This window comes from Bradyrhizobium sp. SZCCHNR1017, from assembly GCF_032381375.1.
Classification (GTDB): Bacteria; Pseudomonadota; Alphaproteobacteria; order Rhizobiales; family Xanthobacteraceae; genus Bradyrhizobium.
The window spans coordinates 75,286-93,322 of sequence record NZ_JAUHIR010000007.1 but is presented as its reverse complement, the minus strand read 5'-3'; the positions used below and the strand labels follow the sequence as shown (position 1 = coordinate 93,322).

Annotated in this window: 19 protein-coding genes; 9 read left to right on the top strand and 10 right to left on the bottom strand. The window is 65.3% G+C overall.

From position 1 onward, the window contains the following. Nucleotides 1–3: 3 nt before the first annotated feature. From folB to QW863_RS18530, 4 genes are all read right to left on the bottom strand, one after another. Nucleotides 4–372, bottom strand: a complete 369-nt coding sequence (folB, locus tag QW863_RS18545; RefSeq protein ID WP_315716098.1) for a dihydroneopterin aldolase — start codon at nucleotides 370–372, stop codon at nucleotides 4–6. Further along, entirely contained in the window at nucleotides 369–1,226 is an 858-nt protein-coding gene (gene folP, locus QW863_RS18540) for a dihydropteroate synthase (protein WP_315716099.1), read from the bottom strand. Before folP ends, folB begins: the two co-directional genes overlap by 4 nt. A 75-nt stretch (nucleotides 1,227–1,301) precedes the next feature. Beyond that, a complete protein-coding gene (locus QW863_RS18535; protein WP_315716100.1) occupies nucleotides 1,302–1,709 on the bottom strand; it encodes a DUF4332 domain-containing protein in 408 nt (135 codons plus the stop codon). A 68-nt stretch (nucleotides 1,710–1,777) separates the two neighbouring features. Continuing rightward, nucleotides 1,778–1,984, bottom strand: coding sequence for a hypothetical protein (locus tag QW863_RS18530; protein WP_315716101.1), 207 nt, complete (start codon nucleotides 1,982–1,984; stop codon nucleotides 1,778–1,780). 335 nt (nucleotides 1,985–2,319) lie between these two features. On the opposite strand from QW863_RS18530, the gene QW863_RS18525 reads away from it, so the two are divergent. Both QW863_RS18525 and QW863_RS18520 read left to right on the top strand, forming a co-directional pair. Continuing rightward, nucleotides 2,320–3,930, top strand: a complete 1,611-nt coding sequence (locus QW863_RS18525; RefSeq protein WP_315716102.1) for a helicase HerA-like domain-containing protein — start codon at nucleotides 2,320–2,322, stop codon at nucleotides 3,928–3,930. Nucleotides 3,931–4,089: 159 nt separating this feature from the next. Then, on the top strand, nucleotides 4,090–5,493 hold the full coding sequence (locus QW863_RS18520; protein ID WP_315716103.1) for a M20/M25/M40 family metallo-hydrolase: 1,404 nt from the start codon (nucleotides 4,090–4,092) through the stop codon (nucleotides 5,491–5,493). Between the two features lie 60 nt (nucleotides 5,494–5,553). Here QW863_RS18520 and QW863_RS18515 read toward each other — a convergent pair whose 3' ends face one another. Together QW863_RS18515 and QW863_RS18510 are read right to left on the bottom strand one after the other, a co-directional pair. Next, nucleotides 5,554–6,765, bottom strand: coding sequence for a GGDEF domain-containing protein (locus tag QW863_RS18515; RefSeq protein WP_315768141.1), 1,212 nt, complete (start codon nucleotides 6,763–6,765; stop codon nucleotides 5,554–5,556). Between the two features lie 145 nt (nucleotides 6,766–6,910). After that, nucleotides 6,911–8,005 (bottom strand): trypsin-like peptidase domain-containing protein, encoded by a 1,095-nt coding sequence (locus QW863_RS18510; protein WP_315753079.1) that lies wholly within the window; start codon nucleotides 8,003–8,005, stop codon nucleotides 6,911–6,913. Nucleotides 8,006–8,227: 222 nt separating this feature from the next. On the opposite strand from QW863_RS18510, the gene groES reads away from it, so the two are divergent. The 5 genes from groES to QW863_RS18485 all read left to right on the top strand — a co-directional run bounded on the left by groES (nucleotide 8,228) and on the right by QW863_RS18485 (nucleotide 12,024). Further along, nucleotides 8,228–8,542: a co-chaperone GroES gene (gene groES / locus QW863_RS18505; RefSeq protein WP_008961795.1), complete on the top strand. Its 315-nt coding sequence runs from the start codon at nucleotides 8,228–8,230 to the stop codon at nucleotides 8,540–8,542. Nucleotides 8,543–8,584: 42 nt separating this feature from the next. Next, complete coding sequence (gene groL / locus QW863_RS18500; protein WP_315716107.1) at nucleotides 8,585–10,207, top strand: chaperonin GroEL; 1,623 nt, start codon at nucleotides 8,585–8,587, stop codon at nucleotides 10,205–10,207. Nucleotides 10,208–10,468: 261 nt separating this feature from the next. After that, nucleotides 10,469–10,699 carry a hypothetical protein gene (locus QW863_RS18495; RefSeq protein WP_315716108.1) on the top strand — a complete coding sequence of 77 codons (231 nt, stop codon included), beginning with the start codon at nucleotides 10,469–10,471 and terminating at the stop codon, nucleotides 10,697–10,699. A 251-nt stretch (nucleotides 10,700–10,950) separates the two neighbouring features. Further along, on the top strand, nucleotides 10,951–11,400 hold the full coding sequence (locus QW863_RS18490; RefSeq protein ID WP_315716109.1) for an Hsp20 family protein: 450 nt from the start codon (nucleotides 10,951–10,953) through the stop codon (nucleotides 11,398–11,400). Nucleotides 11,401–11,490: 90 nt separating this feature from the next. Further along, entirely contained in the window at nucleotides 11,491–12,024 is a 534-nt protein-coding gene (locus tag QW863_RS18485) for a hypothetical protein (protein WP_315768137.1), read from the top strand. A gap of 108 nt (nucleotides 12,025–12,132) precedes the next feature. On the opposite strand, the gene QW863_RS18480 is transcribed toward QW863_RS18485, so the two are convergent. Further along, nucleotides 12,133–12,912 (bottom strand): class II aldolase/adducin family protein, encoded by a 780-nt coding sequence (locus QW863_RS18480; RefSeq protein WP_315768135.1) that lies wholly within the window; start codon nucleotides 12,910–12,912, stop codon nucleotides 12,133–12,135. 105 nt (nucleotides 12,913–13,017) lie between these two features. Then, nucleotides 13,018–14,670, bottom strand: coding sequence for a glycosyltransferase family 39 protein (locus tag QW863_RS18475; RefSeq protein ID WP_315716112.1), 1,653 nt, complete (start codon nucleotides 14,668–14,670; stop codon nucleotides 13,018–13,020). A gap of 441 nt (nucleotides 14,671–15,111) precedes the next feature. Between QW863_RS18475 and QW863_RS18470 the strand changes: the two genes are divergently transcribed. Together QW863_RS18470 and QW863_RS18465 are read left to right on the top strand one after the other, a co-directional pair. Then, nucleotides 15,112–16,032, top strand: a complete 921-nt coding sequence (locus QW863_RS18470) for a hypothetical protein (RefSeq protein ID WP_315716113.1) — start codon at nucleotides 15,112–15,114, stop codon at nucleotides 16,030–16,032. A gap of 230 nt (nucleotides 16,033–16,262) precedes the next feature. Then, nucleotides 16,263–16,679, top strand: a complete 417-nt coding sequence (locus QW863_RS18465) for a MucR family transcriptional regulator (RefSeq protein ID WP_315716114.1) — start codon at nucleotides 16,263–16,265, stop codon at nucleotides 16,677–16,679. 9 nt (nucleotides 16,680–16,688) lie between these two features. On the opposite strand, the gene QW863_RS18460 is transcribed toward QW863_RS18465, so the two are convergent. Both QW863_RS18460 and QW863_RS18455 read right to left on the bottom strand, forming a co-directional pair. Further along, nucleotides 16,689–17,114 (bottom strand): SufE family protein, encoded by a 426-nt coding sequence (locus tag QW863_RS18460; RefSeq protein WP_315753075.1) that lies wholly within the window; start codon nucleotides 17,112–17,114, stop codon nucleotides 16,689–16,691. Nucleotides 17,115–17,188: 74 nt separating this feature from the next. Further along, nucleotides 17,189–17,650 (bottom strand): DUF5330 domain-containing protein, encoded by a 462-nt coding sequence (locus tag QW863_RS18455; RefSeq protein ID WP_315753074.1) that lies wholly within the window; start codon nucleotides 17,648–17,650, stop codon nucleotides 17,189–17,191. Nucleotides 17,651–18,037: the final 387 nt, after the last annotated feature.

Below are 18,037 nucleotides of genomic sequence, written 5' to 3'. Positions count from 1 at the left end.
CCGTCATGGATGCCGCGAGCGCGTCAGCACCACGCCGACATCCTCGAAGATGGCGGCGATCGGCGCATGCGGCTTGTGCACCGTGACCTTGACGGCGCGAATGCGGGCGAAGGTCGACAGGATCGCATCGGCCACCGCGCCGGCCGCGCGTTCGAGCAGGCGATAGTTGGAGTCCTTGAACGCCGCCGTCGCCGTCTCCACCACGTCGGAATAGGACACGGTATCGGCGAGGCGGTCGCTGCGCGAGGAGTCCGAAAGGTCGGTGTAGAGCTCGAGGTCGATCACGAAGCGCTGGCCGACCTCGCTCTCATGCTCCATCACGCCATGACGCGCGTGGATGAGAACGCCCTTGATGAAGATCGTATCGGTCATCGCAGTGCCTCGATTGCCGCGGCCACGCGTACGGCCTGAACCGTTTCGGCGACGTCATGCGCCCGGATGATTGCAGCACCGCGCCGAGCCGCAATCAGATGCGCCGCGATCGAGCCGCCGAGCCGCTCCTGCGGCTCCGACGCCACCACGGTGCTGATGAAACGTTTTCGCGATGCGCCGACCAGCAGCGGCAGCCCGAAGCATGCGAATGCATCGAGCCGGGCCAGCGCAATCATGCTCTGCTCCGCCGTCTTGCCGAAGCCGATGCCTGGATCGAGCACGATGTTCCCACGGGGAATGCCGGCCTTGGCCGCGATGTCGAGCGAGCGCGTGAAGAAGCCGATCATGTCGGCGACGATGTCGATCTCCGGATCGACGGCAGCACGGTTGTGCATCACCACGATCGGCGCGCCATGCGCGGCGACGACATCGGCCATCGCGGGATCGCGCTGCAGACCCCACACATCATTGGCGATCGCAGCACCATGGTCCAGCGCGTAGCCTGCAACTTGAGATTTCATGCTGTCGATCGACACGGGCACGCCGAGTGCGACGACCGCGGGCAGGATCGGCTGCAGGCGCGCCAGTTCCTCCTCGGCCGTGACCGGCACCGCGCCCTTGTAGGGCCGGGTGGACTCGGCACCGATGTCGATGATGTCGGCGCCGGCCGCGATCAAGCGCTCGGCCTGCGCAATGGCGCGTTCCGGTGCATCGAAACGGCCGCCGTCCGAGAACGAATCCGGTGTGACGTTGAGAATGCCCATCACCGCCGGGAATGGACGCGAAAGCCAGCTCCGCAGCAGCGGGTGGCTCGACGCGAGGTCCGGGGCGGAGTGCAGCGAAATGGCGCTCATGGGCGCCGCTTTGCGCGGTTGCCACCCTCAAGTCAAGGTGTCGCACTGCACAAGCACGGTCAATCTAGAGGCTGGTCAATAGCTGATCTTCGGCTCCAGCCGGCGTGCCCTTTCGATGAGCTGGCCGACCGACTTCTCCGATGGCAGGATGCGAACCAGTTTCCGCCGGGTGTTCACCTCCTTGATGTTCTGCGCCAGCCGGGCGGGATTGCGGTGCGCCAGCTCGCGCACGGTGGTCACCCCGGCTGCGCGGACGAGGCAGACCTTGGCCTTGCCCATGCCGGGAATGCGCATGTAATCGGCGGCGTTTGCCCAATCGAGCAGTTGCTGCTCGCTGATGCCGGTCTTGGCGGCGAGCGCCTTACGCCCTTTCACGGTCCGGGCGGCTTCGAGAAATGTGTCGGTGGTCCGGATGCCCAAAGCTTTCAGCTTGGCGGCATAGAAGGTCGTCATGCCTTCGAGTTCGGTGATCGGATATGTCATGATACTCGGCGCGCGCGAAGGTGCTTCAGGTGATATGGCCCGGGCGGTCGGGCTTGGGGCAACCGGGCTCAGGCCGGGTGTGCCTGTCGCGATCGTGCCAACTGATCGGCTTCGATTTGGTCGCGGCCGAACGCAAAAAGTTCACCGGCTGACGGCTGCGGCGCCTGCCATTGCCGTCCATTGCCGCTGAGGAAGTCAGGCCCGACGCCGATGATTTCAGCCACGACTTTACTGATGCCGGCCGTTCTGGCCAGCGGCTCAATCAACTCGTTCATGTGAACCCCGTCTCATCCGGTCCCCCACGACCGGATGTCCTCTCGCTGAATTCATCTTGATCGGACGATCCGTGAATTACAAGCGAGGAGCCGGCTCGGTGCGCGAATCGATTCGCGATCGACGATGAACTGTTGCAGCGATGCAAGACCGGATGTTGAATCCACGGATCAAACGTGCGCATCGCGCAGCACAAATGCTAAGAAGAGTGCGTGCCGTGCGAAGAGGTGAGGCACCCTGACGCTGGTTCCAACTCGCGAAACTCAACTATGTTATCGCGCGCGATGCTCCGCACCACGTGTGATGCGAAACATTCTCTCTCGAAAGATGGATCATCATGGCACCATCCGGAAAACCCGTGGCTGATACCGACGACAAGATCTTCGTGGGTGCCGGAGAGCAGCCGGCCTGGTTGACGCTTGCGCTTGCCAATCGCCATGGACTGGTCACCGGCGCGACCGGCACCGGCAAGACAGTCTCGCTACAGGTGATGGCCGAGGGTTTTGCCCGTGCCGGTGTTCCGGTCTTCGCCTCCGACATCAAGGGTGATCTCTCGGGCATCTCGCAGACCGGCGAAGCGAAGGACTTCATCCTCAAGCGCGCCACCGAGCTCGGCCTCACCTATCAGCCCGATCAGTTCTCGACGGTATTTTGGGATGTGTTCGGGGAGCAGGGCCATCCGGTGCGCGCCACCGTTACCGAGATGGGACCGCTGCTGCTGGCGCGGATGCTCGACCTCAATGATGTCCAGGAAGGCGTGCTCAACGTCGCGTTCCGCGTGGCCGACGAGAACGGCCTCGCCCTGATCGACATGAAGGATCTGCGCGCGCTGCTCGACGCGATCATTCCGGAGGCCGGCAAGAAGGGTGCGGATGCGGAGGCCGATCCGCTGGCGCCGATCCGGAAGGCGGCGCAGTCGTTCGGCAATGTCACGCGCGCGACCGTTGGCACGATCCAGCGGCAGTTGCTCGTGCTCGAGAACCAGGGCGGCACGAAGTTCTTCGGCGAGCCGGCGCTGGCGCTCACCGACTTCATGAAGACCGACCGCGACGGCCGCGGCATGATCAACATCCTCGTCGCCGACAGGCTGCTGGAGAGCCCGCGACTCTACGCGACGTTCCTGTTGTGGATGCTGTCCGAGCTGTTCGAGGAGCTGCCGGAGGTCGGCGATCTCGCCAAGCCCAAGCTGGTCTTCTTCTTCGACGAGGCGCATCTGTTGTTCAACGATGCGCCGAAGGCGCTGATGGACAAGATCGAGCAGGTGGTGCGGCTGATCCGGTCGAAGGGTGTCGGCGTCTATTTCGTCACGCAGAATCCGCTCGATGTTCCGGACCGGGTGCTCGGGCAATTGGGCAATCGCGTGCAGCACGCGCTGCGCGCCTTCACGCCGCGCGATCAGAAGGCGGTGGCCGCGGCCGCCGACACCTTCCGCCCCAATCCCAAGCTGGACACCGCCAAGGTGATCACCGAACTCGGCAAGGGCGAGGCGCTGGTGTCGTTCCTGGAGGGCAACGGCACGCCGGCGATGGTGGAGCGCGTCCTGATCCGGCCGCCGTCGGCGCGCATCGGACCCGTCACGCCGGAGGAGCGCAAGGCGATCATCGCCGCGAGCCCGGTCAAGGGCAAATACGACACCGCGATCGACGCCGAGTCCGCCTACGAGCTGCTGCAGAAGCGGATCAGCGGAACCGCCGCGACGACGGAAGCCTCCTCCGGCAGCGTGCTCGGCAAGATCGGCGACATCGCCGCGACGATTTTCGGCACCAACGTCAAGCGCGGCCAGCTCTCGACCACGCAGGTGATCGCGCGCAACGTCGCCCGCTCGGTCTCCGACAAGGTGGTGGGCGGGATCGCGGCCGATCTCGGCAAGCAGGTCGGCGGCTCCTTGGGCAGTTCGATCGGCCGCTCCCTCGTGCGTGGCGCGCTAGGTGGACTGCTGCGGCGTTGATATGGTGTCGTGTTCCCGGTCGGCGTGATGGCCTTGTCATGTCATCTGCGCCGATTGGGGGGCAGGCGGCATTTGCTGCCTTTGCATGAGGCTGGCCCGGACCGCGCAACGGAGCTACAAGCGGGCCGATAGCCGTTACATGCGAAGGATCCGGTGGCCATGGCCAATGCGCAGCTTCAATCCGTTCTCGACCACATCGACGCCGACTTCGACAATAGCCTGGAGCGGCTGTTTGCGCTGATCCGGATCAAGTCGATCTCGGCCGATCCGGCCTTCGCTGGGGATTGCAAGGCAGCAGCCGACCATCTTGCCAAGGATCTTGCGACGCTCGGTTTCGCCGCCGAAGTGCGGCCGACCGCCGGCCATCCGGCCGTGGTCGGCAAGAGCAACGGCCATGGCGCGGCCAAGCCACATGTCCTGTTCTACGGCCATTACGACGTGCAGCCGGTCGATCCGCTCGATCTGTGGCATCGGCCGCCGTTCGAGCCCGTGGTCGCCGACCATGCCGACGGCCGCAAGATCATCGTCGCGCGCGGCGCCGAGGACGACAAGGGCCAGCTGATGACCTTCGTCGAGGCCTGCCGCGCCTGGAAGAAGGTGACGGGCGCGCTGCCGCTCGACATCACGATGCTGATCGAAGGCGAGGAGGAGGTCGGCTCCAAGAACTTCGTGCCGTTCCTCGAAGCCAACAAGGACGAGTTCAAGGCCGACTTCGCGCTGGTCTGTGACACCGGCATGTGGGACCCGAACACCCCGGCGATCACGACCTCGCTTCGCGGGCTGCTCTATGAAGAGGTGAAGATCAAGGCCGCCAATCGCGATCTGCATTCCGGCGTGTTCGGCGGCGGCGCGCGCAATCCGATCCGCGTGCTGACCGAGATCCTCGGCGGCCTGTTCGACGCCGACGGGCGCATCACCATCCCCGGCTTCTATGACGGCGTGAAGGATGTGCCGCCGGAGGTCCTGGAGCAGTGGAAGAAGCTCAACCTGACGCCCGAGAGCTTCCTCAAGCCGATCGGCCTGTCGATCCCCGCCGGCGAGAAGGATCGTCTGCTGATCGAGCAAATCTCGTCGCGGCCGACCTGCGACATCAACGGCATCTGGGGCGGCTATATCGGCGAGGGCTCCAAGACCGTGATTCCGTCGCTGGCGCATGCGAAGATCTCGTTCCGCCTCGTCGAGGGCCAGGACCCGCTGAAGATCCGCAAGGCCTTCCGCGACTACGTGTCGGCGCGCATCCCCGGCGACTGCTCGGTCGAGTTCGGCGATCATTCGGCGGGCGCTGCGATCGCGCTCGACTGGACCATGAAGCCGTTGGCGGCTGCCAAGCAGGCGTTGACTGAGGAGTGGGGCAAGGAGACCATCCTGATGGGCTCGGGCGCCTCGATCCCGATCGTCACCGACTTCAAGAAGACGCTCGGTCTCGATTCACTGCTGGTCGGCTTCGGTCTCGACGACGACAACATCCATTCGCCGAATGAGAAATACGACCTCAAGAGCTACCACAAGGGCATCCGCTCCTGGGCCCGCATCCTCGCCGCGCTCGCGGAGATGCCACGGTAGTGCAGGCGCTCGTCCGGGCTACGACCGCGACGGCGCTGATTGTTTTGCACGAGGCCGAGCTCAAGCCGCGCTGGCGACCGACTTCGCCGCGAGATCGCCGCCGGCGATCTTGCGCAGCGCTGCGAGATTGGCCTCGGCTGAGGCCAATCGCCAGCAGGATTTCCCGCTCGACTTGGCTTCATACAATGCGGCGTCCGCCGCGAACAGCAGGGCTTCCGGATCGGTGCCGTGCTCGGGCGCGACGGCGATGCCGATGCTGATGCCGATCTGGACATGCGCGCCGCCCGGCAGGGCCATCGGCGAGGTCATCACCTCGATGATGCGCTCGCCGAGCGCCAGCGCGTGGTCGAGCGCAGGATCGCCGGCGAGCACCACGAACTCGTCGCCGCCGATCCGGGCGATGACGTCGCCCCGAGAGGCGGTCTGCCGCAGCGTCCGGCCGACGATCTTCAGCAGCTCGTCGCCTGCGGCGTGACCGAAGGTGTCGTTGACCGGCTTGAAGCCATCGAGATCGAGATACAGGACGGCGAAGCTGCGATCGCCGCCGGCGTCGAGCCTGCTCTGCAGTGCATCGATCAGGCCGGCGCGGTTGCGCAAGCCCGTGAGTGGATCGAGCCGCGCCCGCTCGTCGCTCTCGCGCTTGGCCTGCATGACCGCCACCAGCATCTTGTTGAGCCGGAACGCCGCGCCGGTCATGGCGAGGAAGTAGACCGGCATCTGCAGATACATCGCGAACAACAACGGCTCATGCGACGTCGCGACGCCGGGGATGACGGGGCCGATGCTGAACAGGATCATCGTGCCGACCAAGCGCGGCGCGCTGAAATTGCGAAAGCAGATGCCGCCCACCATGGCGGCCGAGGAGATGCAGGTCAGTGACGCGGCCACCCAGTCGCCCGACGCGAGGCTGATGCCGACACCGAAGCCGACACTGGCGCTCCAGGCCACCGACAGCAGGATGTGGATGTCGGTCGGCGTCGCCAGCCGCTCGCGGGCGCGGCGGTAGGCAATCATCATCACGATCAGCCGCGACAGGCAGATCGCGACTTCGAGCACGAACCAGGTGATGAAGAGCGGGCTCGGCGTACGCAGTGCGAGCGCTGCGGCGACAGCAACGGTGTTGATGGCGCCGCCGGCGAACACCGACCAGCAGCCGTAGAGCTCACGCGTCAACGCGCGGCGGATATCTGATGACACCGGATATCCCGGGTCGGCCAGCCAGCGCGTCACGCGCCAGCGTGGCAAACTGAACGCCAAACCATCACCCCGCATTTCAATACCTCCGCGGGGTTGCAATAAGCGCGATAGCACTTAACAGGCGTTTAGAGAGGTATCGGCGTCTCGCTGCATGCTTGATGCACGGTAAAAATTTACTCCACGTGGTATGCGCAGCTAACAACGAACTGAAGTTGAATTCTCAGCCCGAGGTTCTCGCGCGCGCACGTTCTTCGGTGACCGGCGCGACCTCCACCGTCGCATTGCCGAGCGCGCGGTCGCGCTCGAACACGAGACGGACGCGCTGCCCGACCGGTGTGAGGCCGATCAGGTTGCGCACCTGCGTGGCGCTGCGCACCGGCATGTCGTTCGCCTTCACGATGATGTCGCCCTTGCGCAGTCCCGCGCGTTCGGCCGGCGAGCCCACGGTGACGTCGGCGACGCGCGCGCCCTGAATCCGGCCATCGGCCGGCGCATCCAGGTCGAGCAGGGTCACGCCGATGCGGCCGCGATCGACGCGGCCGTTGGCGACGAGCTGCTCCATCACCCGCCGCGCCATGTTGATCGGGACGGCGAAGCCGATGCCGACATTGCCGCCGCCGGGCGAGATGATCGCGGTGTTGATGCCGACCAGCTCGCCGCGCAGATTGATCAGCGCGCCGCCGGAATTGCCGGGATTGATCGCGGCGTCGGTCTGGATGAAATCCTCGTAGCCCTGCTTGCCGAGGCCGGTTCGCCCGAGCGCGCTGACGAGACCCGAGGTGACGGTCTGGCCAAGACCGAACGGGTTGCCGACGGCGATCACGAAGTCGCCGACCTCGAGCGCATCACTGTCGCCAAGCGCGATGGCCTTGAGGTCGATAGGGTCCCTGATCTGCAGCAGCGCGATATCGGTGGCGGGATCGCGCCCGACCAGGCGGGCGGCGAATTTGCGGCCATCCTTGGTTCGGATCTGCGCTGTCGTGACGTGCTCGACGACGTGATTGGCGGTCATGACGTAGCCGCGCTGCGCATCGACGATGACGCCCGAGCCGGTGGCGCTGATCTGCTTCTCGACCTGCTTGGGGACGTCGAAAAACTCGCGAAACAGCGGGTCCTGGTAGAGCGGATTGTCCTGGCGGACCTTGCCTTCGACCGAGATGTTGACGACGGCGGGCGTCACTTCCTTGACCAGCGGGGCCAGCGTCGGCACCCGGCCGAGCTTGAGATCGGGAATTTGGGCCAAGGCAGGCCCGGTCATCAGGCAAAGCAGAATGGCAGGCGCCAGGACGGCCCGGAGAAAAGGCGGAAGCTGCATCGTGATCCCCAACAAGCGCGATCAGGATTTTTTGGCGACGACAGAACTGGGAAAGCGGCCGGCCCGGTTCAAGAGCCGCACTGGCAATCGTTCCCCGAGAGTGCCAAAAAATTTACGTGACCCTCTTGAACGAAAAGTTCGGCTTTCCTAGGTCGTTGCTCGCTCGGGGGCCTGATGGGACCCGAGGCTTATGACATCGCTGATCTGTAAAGGAGGATGTGCATGCATTTCCGTCCATTGCACGACCGCGTGCTCGTGCGCCGTATCGATGCCGAGGAGAAGACCAAGGGCGGCATCATCATTCCCGACACCGCCAAGGAGAAGCCGCAGGAGGGCGAGATCGTCGCCGCGGGTCCTGGCGCGCGGAATGAGCAGGGGCAATTGGTGCCGCTCGACGTCAAGCCCGGCGACCGGGTGCTGTTCGGGAAATGGTCGGGCACCGAGGTCAAGATCGACGGCAAGGATCTGCTGATCATGAAGGAGAGCGATCTGCTCGGCATCATCGACACGCCCGTCGCGGCCAAGAAGGCTGCGTGATTCCCTCAACTGACAGTCATCGAGAGAAAGGAGACGACGAACATGGCTGCCAAGGACGTGAAGTTTTCGACCGACGCGCGCGATCGCATGCTGCGCGGCGTCGACATCCTCGCCAATGCCGTGAAGGTCACGCTCGGTCCCAAGGGCCGCAACGTCGTGATCGAGAAATCGTTCGGCGCGCCGCGCATCACCAAGGACGGCGTGACGGTCGCCAAGGAGATCGAGCTGGAGGACAAGTTCGAGAACATGGGCGCGCAGATGGTGCGCGAGGTGGCCTCGAAGACCGCCGATCTCGCCGGCGACGGCACCACCACCGCCACCGTGCTCGCCCAGGCCATCGTCAAGGAAGGCGCGAAGTCGGTCGCCGCCGGCATGAACCCGATGGATCTGAAGCGCGGCATTGATCTCGCCGTCGACGCGATCGTCAAGGATCTCAAGTCGCACGCCAAGAAGATCACCAGCAATGACGAGATCGCGCAGGTCGGCACCATCTCGGCCAATGGCGACAACGAGATCGGCCGCTTCCTCGCCGAGGCCATGCAGAAGGTCGGCAATGAGGGCGTGATCACGGTCGAGGAGGCCAAGAGCCTCGACACCGAGCTCGAGGTGGTCGAAGGCATGCAGTTCGACCGCGGCTACGTTTCGCCGTACTTCGTCACCAATTCCGAGAAGATGCGGGTCGAGCTCGAGGATCCCTACATCCTGATCCACGAGAAGAAACTGTCGGGCCTGCAGACCATGCTGCCGCTGCTCGAAGCCGTGGTGCAGTCCGGCAAGCCGCTGCTGATCGTCGCCGAGGATGTCGAGGGCGAGGCGCTGGCGACGCTGGTGGTCAACAAGCTGCGCGGCGGCCTGAAGATCGCCGCGGTCAAGGCGCCGGGCTTCGGCGATCGCCGCAAGGCCATGCTGGAGGACATCGCGATCCTCACCGGCGGCACCACGATCTCCGAGGATCTCGGCATCAAGCTGGAGAACGTCACCTTGTCGATGCTCGGCCGCGCCAAGAAGGTCGTGGTCGACAAGGAGAACACCACGATCGTCGACGGCGCCGGCGCCAGGAAGGACATCGAGGCGCGCACCCAGCAGATCAGGCTGCAGATCGAGGAGACCACCTCCGACTACGACCGCGAGAAGCTGCAGGAGCGGCTGGCCAAGCTCGCCGGCGGCGTCGCGGTGATCCGGGTCGGCGGCGCCACCGAGGTCGAGGTCAAGGAGCGCAAGGATCGCGTCGATGATGCGCTGCATGCGACCCGCGCCGCGGTGGAGGAGGGCATCCTGCCCGGCGGCGGCGTCGCGCTGCTGCGCGCCACCAAGGTGCTCGACGGCGTCAAGACTGTTAACGCCGACCAGAAGGCCGGCGTCGACATCGTCCGGCGCGCCATCCAGGTGCCGGTGCGGCAGATCGTGCAGAACGCCGGCGAGGACGGCTCGCTGGTGGTCGGCAAGCTCCTGGAAAAGGATGCCTATGGCTGGGGCTTCAACGCCGCGACCGGCGAGTACCAGGATCTGGTGCAGGCCGGCGTGATCGACCCCGCCAAGGTGGTCCGTACCGCGCTGCAGGATGCGGCCTCGGTCGCCTCGCTGCTGATCACCACCGAGGCGCTGGTGGCCGACAAGCCGAAGAAGGCGGACGCCGCCGCGGCCGCGCCGTCGATGGACTTCTGATCTGATGAAGCCGGGGCTGGCCGCAGCCAGCCCCGGCTGCCTGAAGGAAATATCTACAAACAACTGATCGCTGCCCTGTGCGGTCGTGGATCGGCCACAACGGGCAGCTATCAATCAGGTTGGCGATCGCAGTTCGTCCAGAACCGGCCACAATTGCGTTCAGTGAGCCGGCTGTGATCGGACCGACGGTCGACGGGAGGTGTGGTTGAGCGCTGCCGCGCCGCCCGGTCTCATCAGCAGCGCGAGCTCGCAGGCCCGATCATGCCAGCCTGGCAATACGATCATCCGCCGCCCAACCCGACCTCCGTCATGAGCATGGGCGATCCCCGTCGCTTGACGCGGTTTTTGATCGAGAGCGAGCAACGCGTGGTGGCGCACTGCCAGGCCGTGTTGTCGCGTGGCGACATCGATCAGCGCGAGCGCGACCGGCTGGTCAGCGTGCTCCGGGAGGCGACGATGCGGCTGCAGCGGCTGTCCGCCGTGGCCGCCTGACGGGTATTGCGCTGCGAAAAGGCTGCGACAAAAAAATCGATCCGTTCCTCTTGAAATGGATGCCGGCTTTTCTAATTCGTCTGCTGCCGCTTCGGCGGCGCCGGGTGCCATCAGGGCCCGGTCGAAATCTGGGCGCTGACCGGTTGTCTGGTACTCAGAAGTCTCTTGGTACTCGGACATCTCCGGGACTTTGAAGTCCGCATCGGCTCGGCGCTCCTTCGTATCCATCTTGCTCCTAGGAGGACTTGGCTATGAGGACCTACGACTTCTCTCCGCTGTGGCGTTCGACCATCGGCTTCGACCGTCTGTTCGACCTGCTCGACGAGACCCAGCGCGCGGTCGAGGACCACTATCCCCCGTACAACATCGAGCGGATCGGCGACGACCGCTACCAGATTTCGCTGGCGCTGGCGGGCTTCGCTCCGGACGAACTGTCCATCACCGCCGAGCACAACGTGCTCACGGTGGAAGGACGCAAGGGCGACAAGGAGACCCGCGAATACCTCTATCAGGGCATCTCGTCGCGGCCGTTCAAGCGGCAGTTCAATCTCGCCGACTACGTGCAGGTGACCAACGCGGCGTTCGACAACGGCCTGCTGCGGATCGAGCTCGTGCGCGAGATTCCCGAGGCGATGAAGCCGCGCCGCATCGCCATCGGCACGGCGCCGGTCGAGAAGATCGCGCAGCAGAAGGCGGCCTGACGCCTTGTTCGAGCTAGGGCGCGGGCGACGTGTCGCCCGCGCCGTAGCAGCATCTGTCTCTGGTGAAAGGAGTGGAAGAGGAGAGACGCCATGAGCGAGCACCGTTTTTCGATCACCGCGGGCAGTGCCGGATTCCATCCGGTCTCGCACTACGAGTCGCCGGCGGACCTGCTGAATGACCGCAAGCTGTCACTGGCCGAGAAGCGGCTGATCCTGTCGTCCTGGGCGTCGGACATGTATGCTGTCGAGTCGCAGCCGGGCCTGCGCAAGATCCCGGGTATCGCCAGGCCGCTTTATTTGGCCGACGTGCTCGGCGCGCTGCGTCAGCTCGACCGCGAGGATCAGCCGCCGCGCCCACGCGGCGGGGCAGCCATGCGCATCGTTCCGCGCGTCGATGTCGAAGCCGATGGCGCCGCGATGGACAGCGCCGCGAGCGGCAGGATGCGGCCCGCCGCCCGCCTGCGGTTCTCGCGCGAGGCCAATGTGCGGCGCTATCGCAAGCTGCTCGCCACCCGCCTTGCCGAGCACGAGCGGCGCTTCGTCGAGCGGCGGCTGGCCGAGGAATTGCAGCAACTGCACGGCCCGTCCGAGCGGCAGGGCATGGCTCGGGCAGGATGCTGCTGACGGGGCACGTCATCGCACGAATAAAAACGCCGCCCGGAATTGGGCGGCGTTTCATTCCGAAAAGCGTAGAGGGTGATGGGTTCAGACTAACCGATCAGCGGGCGACAATCAATTCCGGTAGCCCGGATTGAGGCGATCGAGCCGGCGCAGCAGCGGCGGCCAGACCAGCTGGGTGGAGCGCAGCTCGACGCGATCCTCGTTGTCGAACAGTTTCGCATTCTTGTCGATGACCTCGTCGCGCACGGGATAGGCCGAGGGACCGAGCGTGCGCGTGCGGACCTGGATCGAGCAGGCACGCTCCAAGTGATACATGCGCTCGAAGGCGGAGGCGACCGAGCGGCCGACCGTCAGGGTGCCGTGATTGCGCAAAAGCATGTTGTTCTTGCTGCCGAGGTCGCGCTGCAGCCGCGGCCGCTCGTCATGGTCCAGCGCCACGCCCTCGTAGTCGTGATAGGCGAGGTCGTGGGTCACGTATTGCGCAATCTGGTTCAGTGGCAGCAGGCCGTCGGCGCAGCTCGACACCGCGACGCCGTCGAGCGTGTGCAGATGGATCACGCAGCCGGCATCCTCGCGGACCTCATGGATCGCGGAATGGATGGTGAAGCCGGCGGGATTGATGCTGTACTCGCTCTCGGACAACTGATTGCCGTAGAGGTCGACCTTGATCAGGCTGGAGGCGGTGATCTCCTCGAACAGCAGGCCGTAGGGGTTGATCAGGAAGTGATGCTCGGGGCCGGGCACGCGGGCCGAGATATGAGTGTCCACCAGGTCGTCCCAGCCGAACAGCGCCACCAGGCGGTAGGCGGCGGCGAGATTGACCCGCTGCGACCATTCGGCCTCGGTCATGTTCGACGGCACTTCCTTGAGGCGCGCTTCGGCGGGCGACATGGCATTCTCCGATTTCCAGGGCTGACCCGAGCCTAGGCGGCCCGCCGCCGCGCGACAAGGCGCGGGGCAGGGGGAGCAGTCATGTCGCGCGGCTGAGCAGGCCGCTCACGGCGCCGGGATCGACAGCAGGCTGGAGATGCTGCGGCCGCGGATGTCGTAGACCCGGGCGAACACGACGTCGTCGCGCTTGATCTCGACCATGACAGGGGCAGTCAGTCCCTTGCAGTAGAACTCGCCGAGCGTCATGGCGAAGTCGGCCGCGTGGCTGTCCCAGCCGATGGTGAAATCGGGGCCGAGCGCGACCTGGGCCGGCCGCTGCGGGCCGCAGACCGCGACCTTCCATTTGTGCCCGATCGGCGGCACCTCCTGGCGCTCGTCGAGCTGCTCCTTCAGCCCGTCGGAGGCCTGCTTCAGCGCCAGCCCCCAATAGTCGAGCATGAATCGGGTGTCGGCCTCGCGCACGGTGCCGGCGATGAAGTTGAAGTGGGTGTACTGATAGGGATGCAGCCGGATCATCTCCGCCAGCGGCAGCAGCAGGCCGAAGCAGAACGCGGCGATTGCCACCGGCTGCCAGCTGCGGCGTTCGTCGGCGTTGAGCCACGACAGCAGCCAGGAGAAGGCGATGCCGCCGAGCAGCGCCATCGGCGGGATCACGAACACGAAGTGGCGGATGCCGTTGTAGAGCGCCGGGCGTTTGACGATCGCGATCAGGATCGGCAGCGTCGCCGCCAGCGTCAGCATCAGCAGGATGCTCTTCCGGCGCGCCGGCACGTCGGGCCGCGACAGCGACATGATCGAGGCCACGACGCCGGCGACGAACAGCGCGATCATCAGTTCGGGCAGTTGCAGCGCGAACAGCGTCGGCAAATACGACCAGGGCATGTCCGGCACCGAGACCAGCGCCCCGTCGAACATCTCCTTCCACGGCTTCTCGAAGAAGTGCGAGAAATAGGTCAGGGCCCGGAACGGGTTGGCCGGTTCGATGATCGACCAGGGCCAGATCAGCCCCATGATCAGGTAGCCCAGGATCAGGCCGGGGATCAGCACATAGAGCACGTGGGCGAAGCGGCGGATCGTCTCGCGCGGCCCTTGCGTGCGGTACTCCTCCAAGAACAGCGGCATGAAGCCGACCATCGCATAGACGACAGCCATGCCGCCCAGGATGCGGGAGCCGATCGAAAAGCCGGAGCCGAGGCCGAGGATCAGGATGGTGCGCGGCGAGGGGTAGGGGTACTCCTCGGCAAGGCGCACGAGACCCATCAGCAGCACCACCATGGCGACCGCGAAGGGGGCGTCCTTCGGGTTCATGAACATGTGGCCGTAGAAGATCGGGCACAGCGCCAGCAGCAGCAGCGCGGCGAGGCCGGCCACCGGACCGCCGATGCGACGCGCCAGGCGCCAGGTCACGCCAAGGCCGATCAGCCCGACGACGGCCCCGACCAGCCGGCGCGTCTCGAACAATTCCAGCGGCAGGATCTTGTGCAGCAGGGCTGCAACCATGTCGAAGCCGCCACCGTACATATACAGGTTGGCGAACGACAGCGCCGCCTGGTCCCTGAAACCGGAGCCGTACATGCGCAGCAACAGATCGGCATATTCGGCATGGGTGTAATCGTCCCAGCCGAGGCCGTAATCCCGGAAGGTCAGTCCGGCCACCACCGCGACCGCGGCAAGCACGAACAGTGCAAGATCGTCATACGTCCGCTCGAGGGACCGCCGCGTCGGGGTCTCAAGAACCGAAGTGGTTATCGTTGTCATGGCTGAGTGTGACCCGGCGTCCCCTGGCGACCCCGCTTCCGCGTTTCAGGCCTGTGTTCCCCGCCTCCGTATAGCGCGTCCCGGCTTCCGAGGTGTCGGAATTATGGGAAGGTATGCTTCTCGCAGCGCAGCGGGGACCCGAATTTCGGCTGCTGAGCGCCATATTGGCACAGTCAAATGAACGCCCGCTGAACCACAGGGGCCGGAAGAGCCCGGGAGGAACCTCAATGAATGCCGAGGGTTGGCCGATGTATATTGTGGCGACATCATGACGATGGCTGCACGGCGGACGAGAACTTCAGCAGGATTGGCCGAACTTCCGCTGCAAATTGTCGCGGATTTGGACTAGAAACCGGATTCAAGGACGCGCGCAACCGCAGCTATCTAATGTGATTTCGGTCGGGACACCGTCCGGAACCGGCGCATTAGGGGATGAGTTCGATGATGAGTGCAATGTTGGCCGCCGGAGCCCTCGCCGTGTTGGCCGGGCTCGGGGCGATCGCCTGGGGAATTCCGGTCAAGGAGTTCAGCGTCGGCAATACGCTGATCCTGTCGGGGACCCTTGGCGTCTGCAGCGGGCTGATCCTGTTCGGACTGGCGGCCGTCCTCAGCGAGCTGAAGGTGATTTCGAGCCGGCTGAGGTCGGGTCCGGGCGCCGAGTCCGAGGCCAAGCCTCTGCAGCTCCCGCTCGGCGCCAGCAAGACCGACTTTGAGACCGCCCCGGTGCCGCCGACGGAGGACGTCTGGCGCGAGGGGGGCTCGCCACGTCCGCGTCCCCGCATGCCGGACCTGTCGTCTCCCCTGTCCTCGGGGTTGTCGTCGTCGCCTCTGTCCTCGTCTCCTTTGTCAGGCTCGCTGCGCGCCTCCGAGCCCTTGCCGGCGCCGGACGAGCCGCCAGCCGAACCCGCCGAGCGGCCCAAGCGCAACCTGCTGTTTGCGTCGTCGTCGCGGCGGGAACGGGAGCGCGCGGAGAAGCGCGGCGCCGAGCCGTTGCCGACGGATTTCCGGTCACCGCCCCTCGGCGCACCGCCGCCCATGCCGCTGGACGAGCCTGCCGCGACCGAGTCGGGCCCGTCGGACGGCTGGTCTCGACCGGAGCGGACGCCGGAGCCTCTGCGCCCGCCGTTCCCGCGGCGCTTGGCGCGGGCCGCGCCGGCCTTCGTCGAACCCGAGCCAACCCCGCCGCTGCCTGAGCCGAAGGACCTGGACGCGCCGGCCGTCAGCATCGTCAAGTCGGGTGTGGTGGATGGGATGGCCTATTCGCTCTATTCCGACGGCTCGATCGAGGCGCAGATGCCCGAAGGGATGATGCGCTTTGCGTCGATCGACGAGCTGCGCACCCATCTCGAAGGCCGGACCTGACGCGGCCGGATCACACGGTCAGGTTGAATTCGGCTGGCGTACGGTACGCAGTACTTGGCGGGTGACAGACTTCTCAAGAAGAAGTCCTCACTATCTTGTTATTTTGCCAGTCATTTGCCCATATTGCTTGCAGAATCGCGAGACAACGCTGCCACTCGGCGCGAGTGATACTTGCGATCGAGGGATACTTTGCGATCGACGGTCGCAGGGCGGAGCGGGATGAGGGTTCGATGACCGAAGCGGTCGGCAAGAGCTTTATCGATCTGACGGCCGACATCGTGTCGGCCTATCTCAGCAACAACCCGACACCGGCGGCGGAGATTCCCTCTCTGATCAGCCAGGTGCATGCGGCGCTGACGCGGGTCGCAGCGGGACGAAGCGAGCCCGCGCCGGAGCCGGCGCGGCCAGCGGTCCCGGTGAAGAAATCGATTCACCCGGACTATCTGGTCTGTCTCGAGGACGGCAAGCGCTTCAAGTCGCTGCGGCGACATCTGCGCACGCAGTACAACATGACGCCGGAACAATATCGCGACAAATGGAACCTGCCGCCGGACTATCCGATGGTGGCACCGAACTACGCGGTCACCCGCTCGCAGCTCGCCAAGAAGATGGGCCTGGGCCAGCAGCGGCCCGAGCGGGAGAAGTAGCCGAACCGATCAGGACGCCGTGGCGAGCGCCTCGCGAGCGTCGGCGCGGATGCGCTCGACCATCGAGCGCAGGCCGTTGGAGCGCTGCGGCGTCAGATGCTCGCGGAACCCGAGTTCGTCGAACACCGCGGGCGCATCGATGGTCATGATCTCCTGCGGAGTCCGCCCGGAATACAGCGTCAGCAGAATTGCGATCAGACCACGAACGATGTGGGCGTCGCTGTCGCCGAGATAGTTCAGCACGGGCACGGCGCCGCTGTGATCGACGTGCTTCGACAGCCAGACCTGGCTGGCGCAGCCCTGCACCTTGTTCGCGGCGGAGTGCTCGTCCTCTGGCATCGGCGCCAGGGTGCGGCCGAGCTCGATCACGTAGCGGTAGCGGTCGTCCCAGTCGTCCAGCAGGGCGAAATTGTCGCGGATGTCGTCGATCGTCATGATGCTCTTCGGTCCCGATGTCGGCCTTCATATAGGCGTTCGGGAGGACGAAAGCGACAGTCGGTTCCGTCGCTTCAGGGCGTCGGCGGCAGATGCCATTCGGCGGCGAGATCGTCGGCCGAGAGCGTATCGGCCGGCGCGTCACCCGGCGGAATCTCCTCGAGCACGGGGGCGTCGATCGAGCCGGTGTGATCGTTGCCGCGCTTGTCGAGACTGGCCGGCTTCACCGGGCCGATGAACTTGTCGGCGCCGGCCGGCTTCTCCGCGGCGTCGGACTTGTCGGTGATGATCTGGTAGATCTTGCGCGCGCCTTCCTGGGCGCGGTGGCCGATTACGGTCGCGGCCTGGCCGCCGACCTCGCAGGCCTGCGGCTGGCGCTTGCAGAACTGGCTCATGTCGGAGACGGCCGCGGTCGCGGCCTGCACGGCTTCGTGCGCATTGATCTGCGGCAGCTTGTCGGCGTCCGGGCTCTTCTCGCGCGGCAGCAGCACCAGCACGAGTCCGAGCCAGAATGCCATCCGAAGCAGAAAGAACATCACGCAACCCCGACCGTGCTGCTGATCTCGCGTGCTCAAGTCGCGCAACGGGATCGCAGCTGATTGTTCTATGTCGCGACTGCTTGCATTGGGCTTAATTGGTTGAGATTTCGCGAAGTCGGGCGCTGGATTTTTTTCGGAGTAAATTTTTCATTGGCGCCGGGCGCACGCGCCGTGCAACCGGCTGTAGATCGCGCCGCTTTCGCAACCGCAGGCCCGGCCGGAAACGATGCATTCACCATCCCGGCCGAATGGCGGGCTCACCGCAGTCTGGCCCTTAGCGTTCGCTTAATGCGAGTCTGACACGGTGACTTCCGACGACAGGGGGCGTCCCGGCGCGTTCTCTTTGTGAGAACCACCGACAGGCCGAGGCGCGAGAGCCGTGAG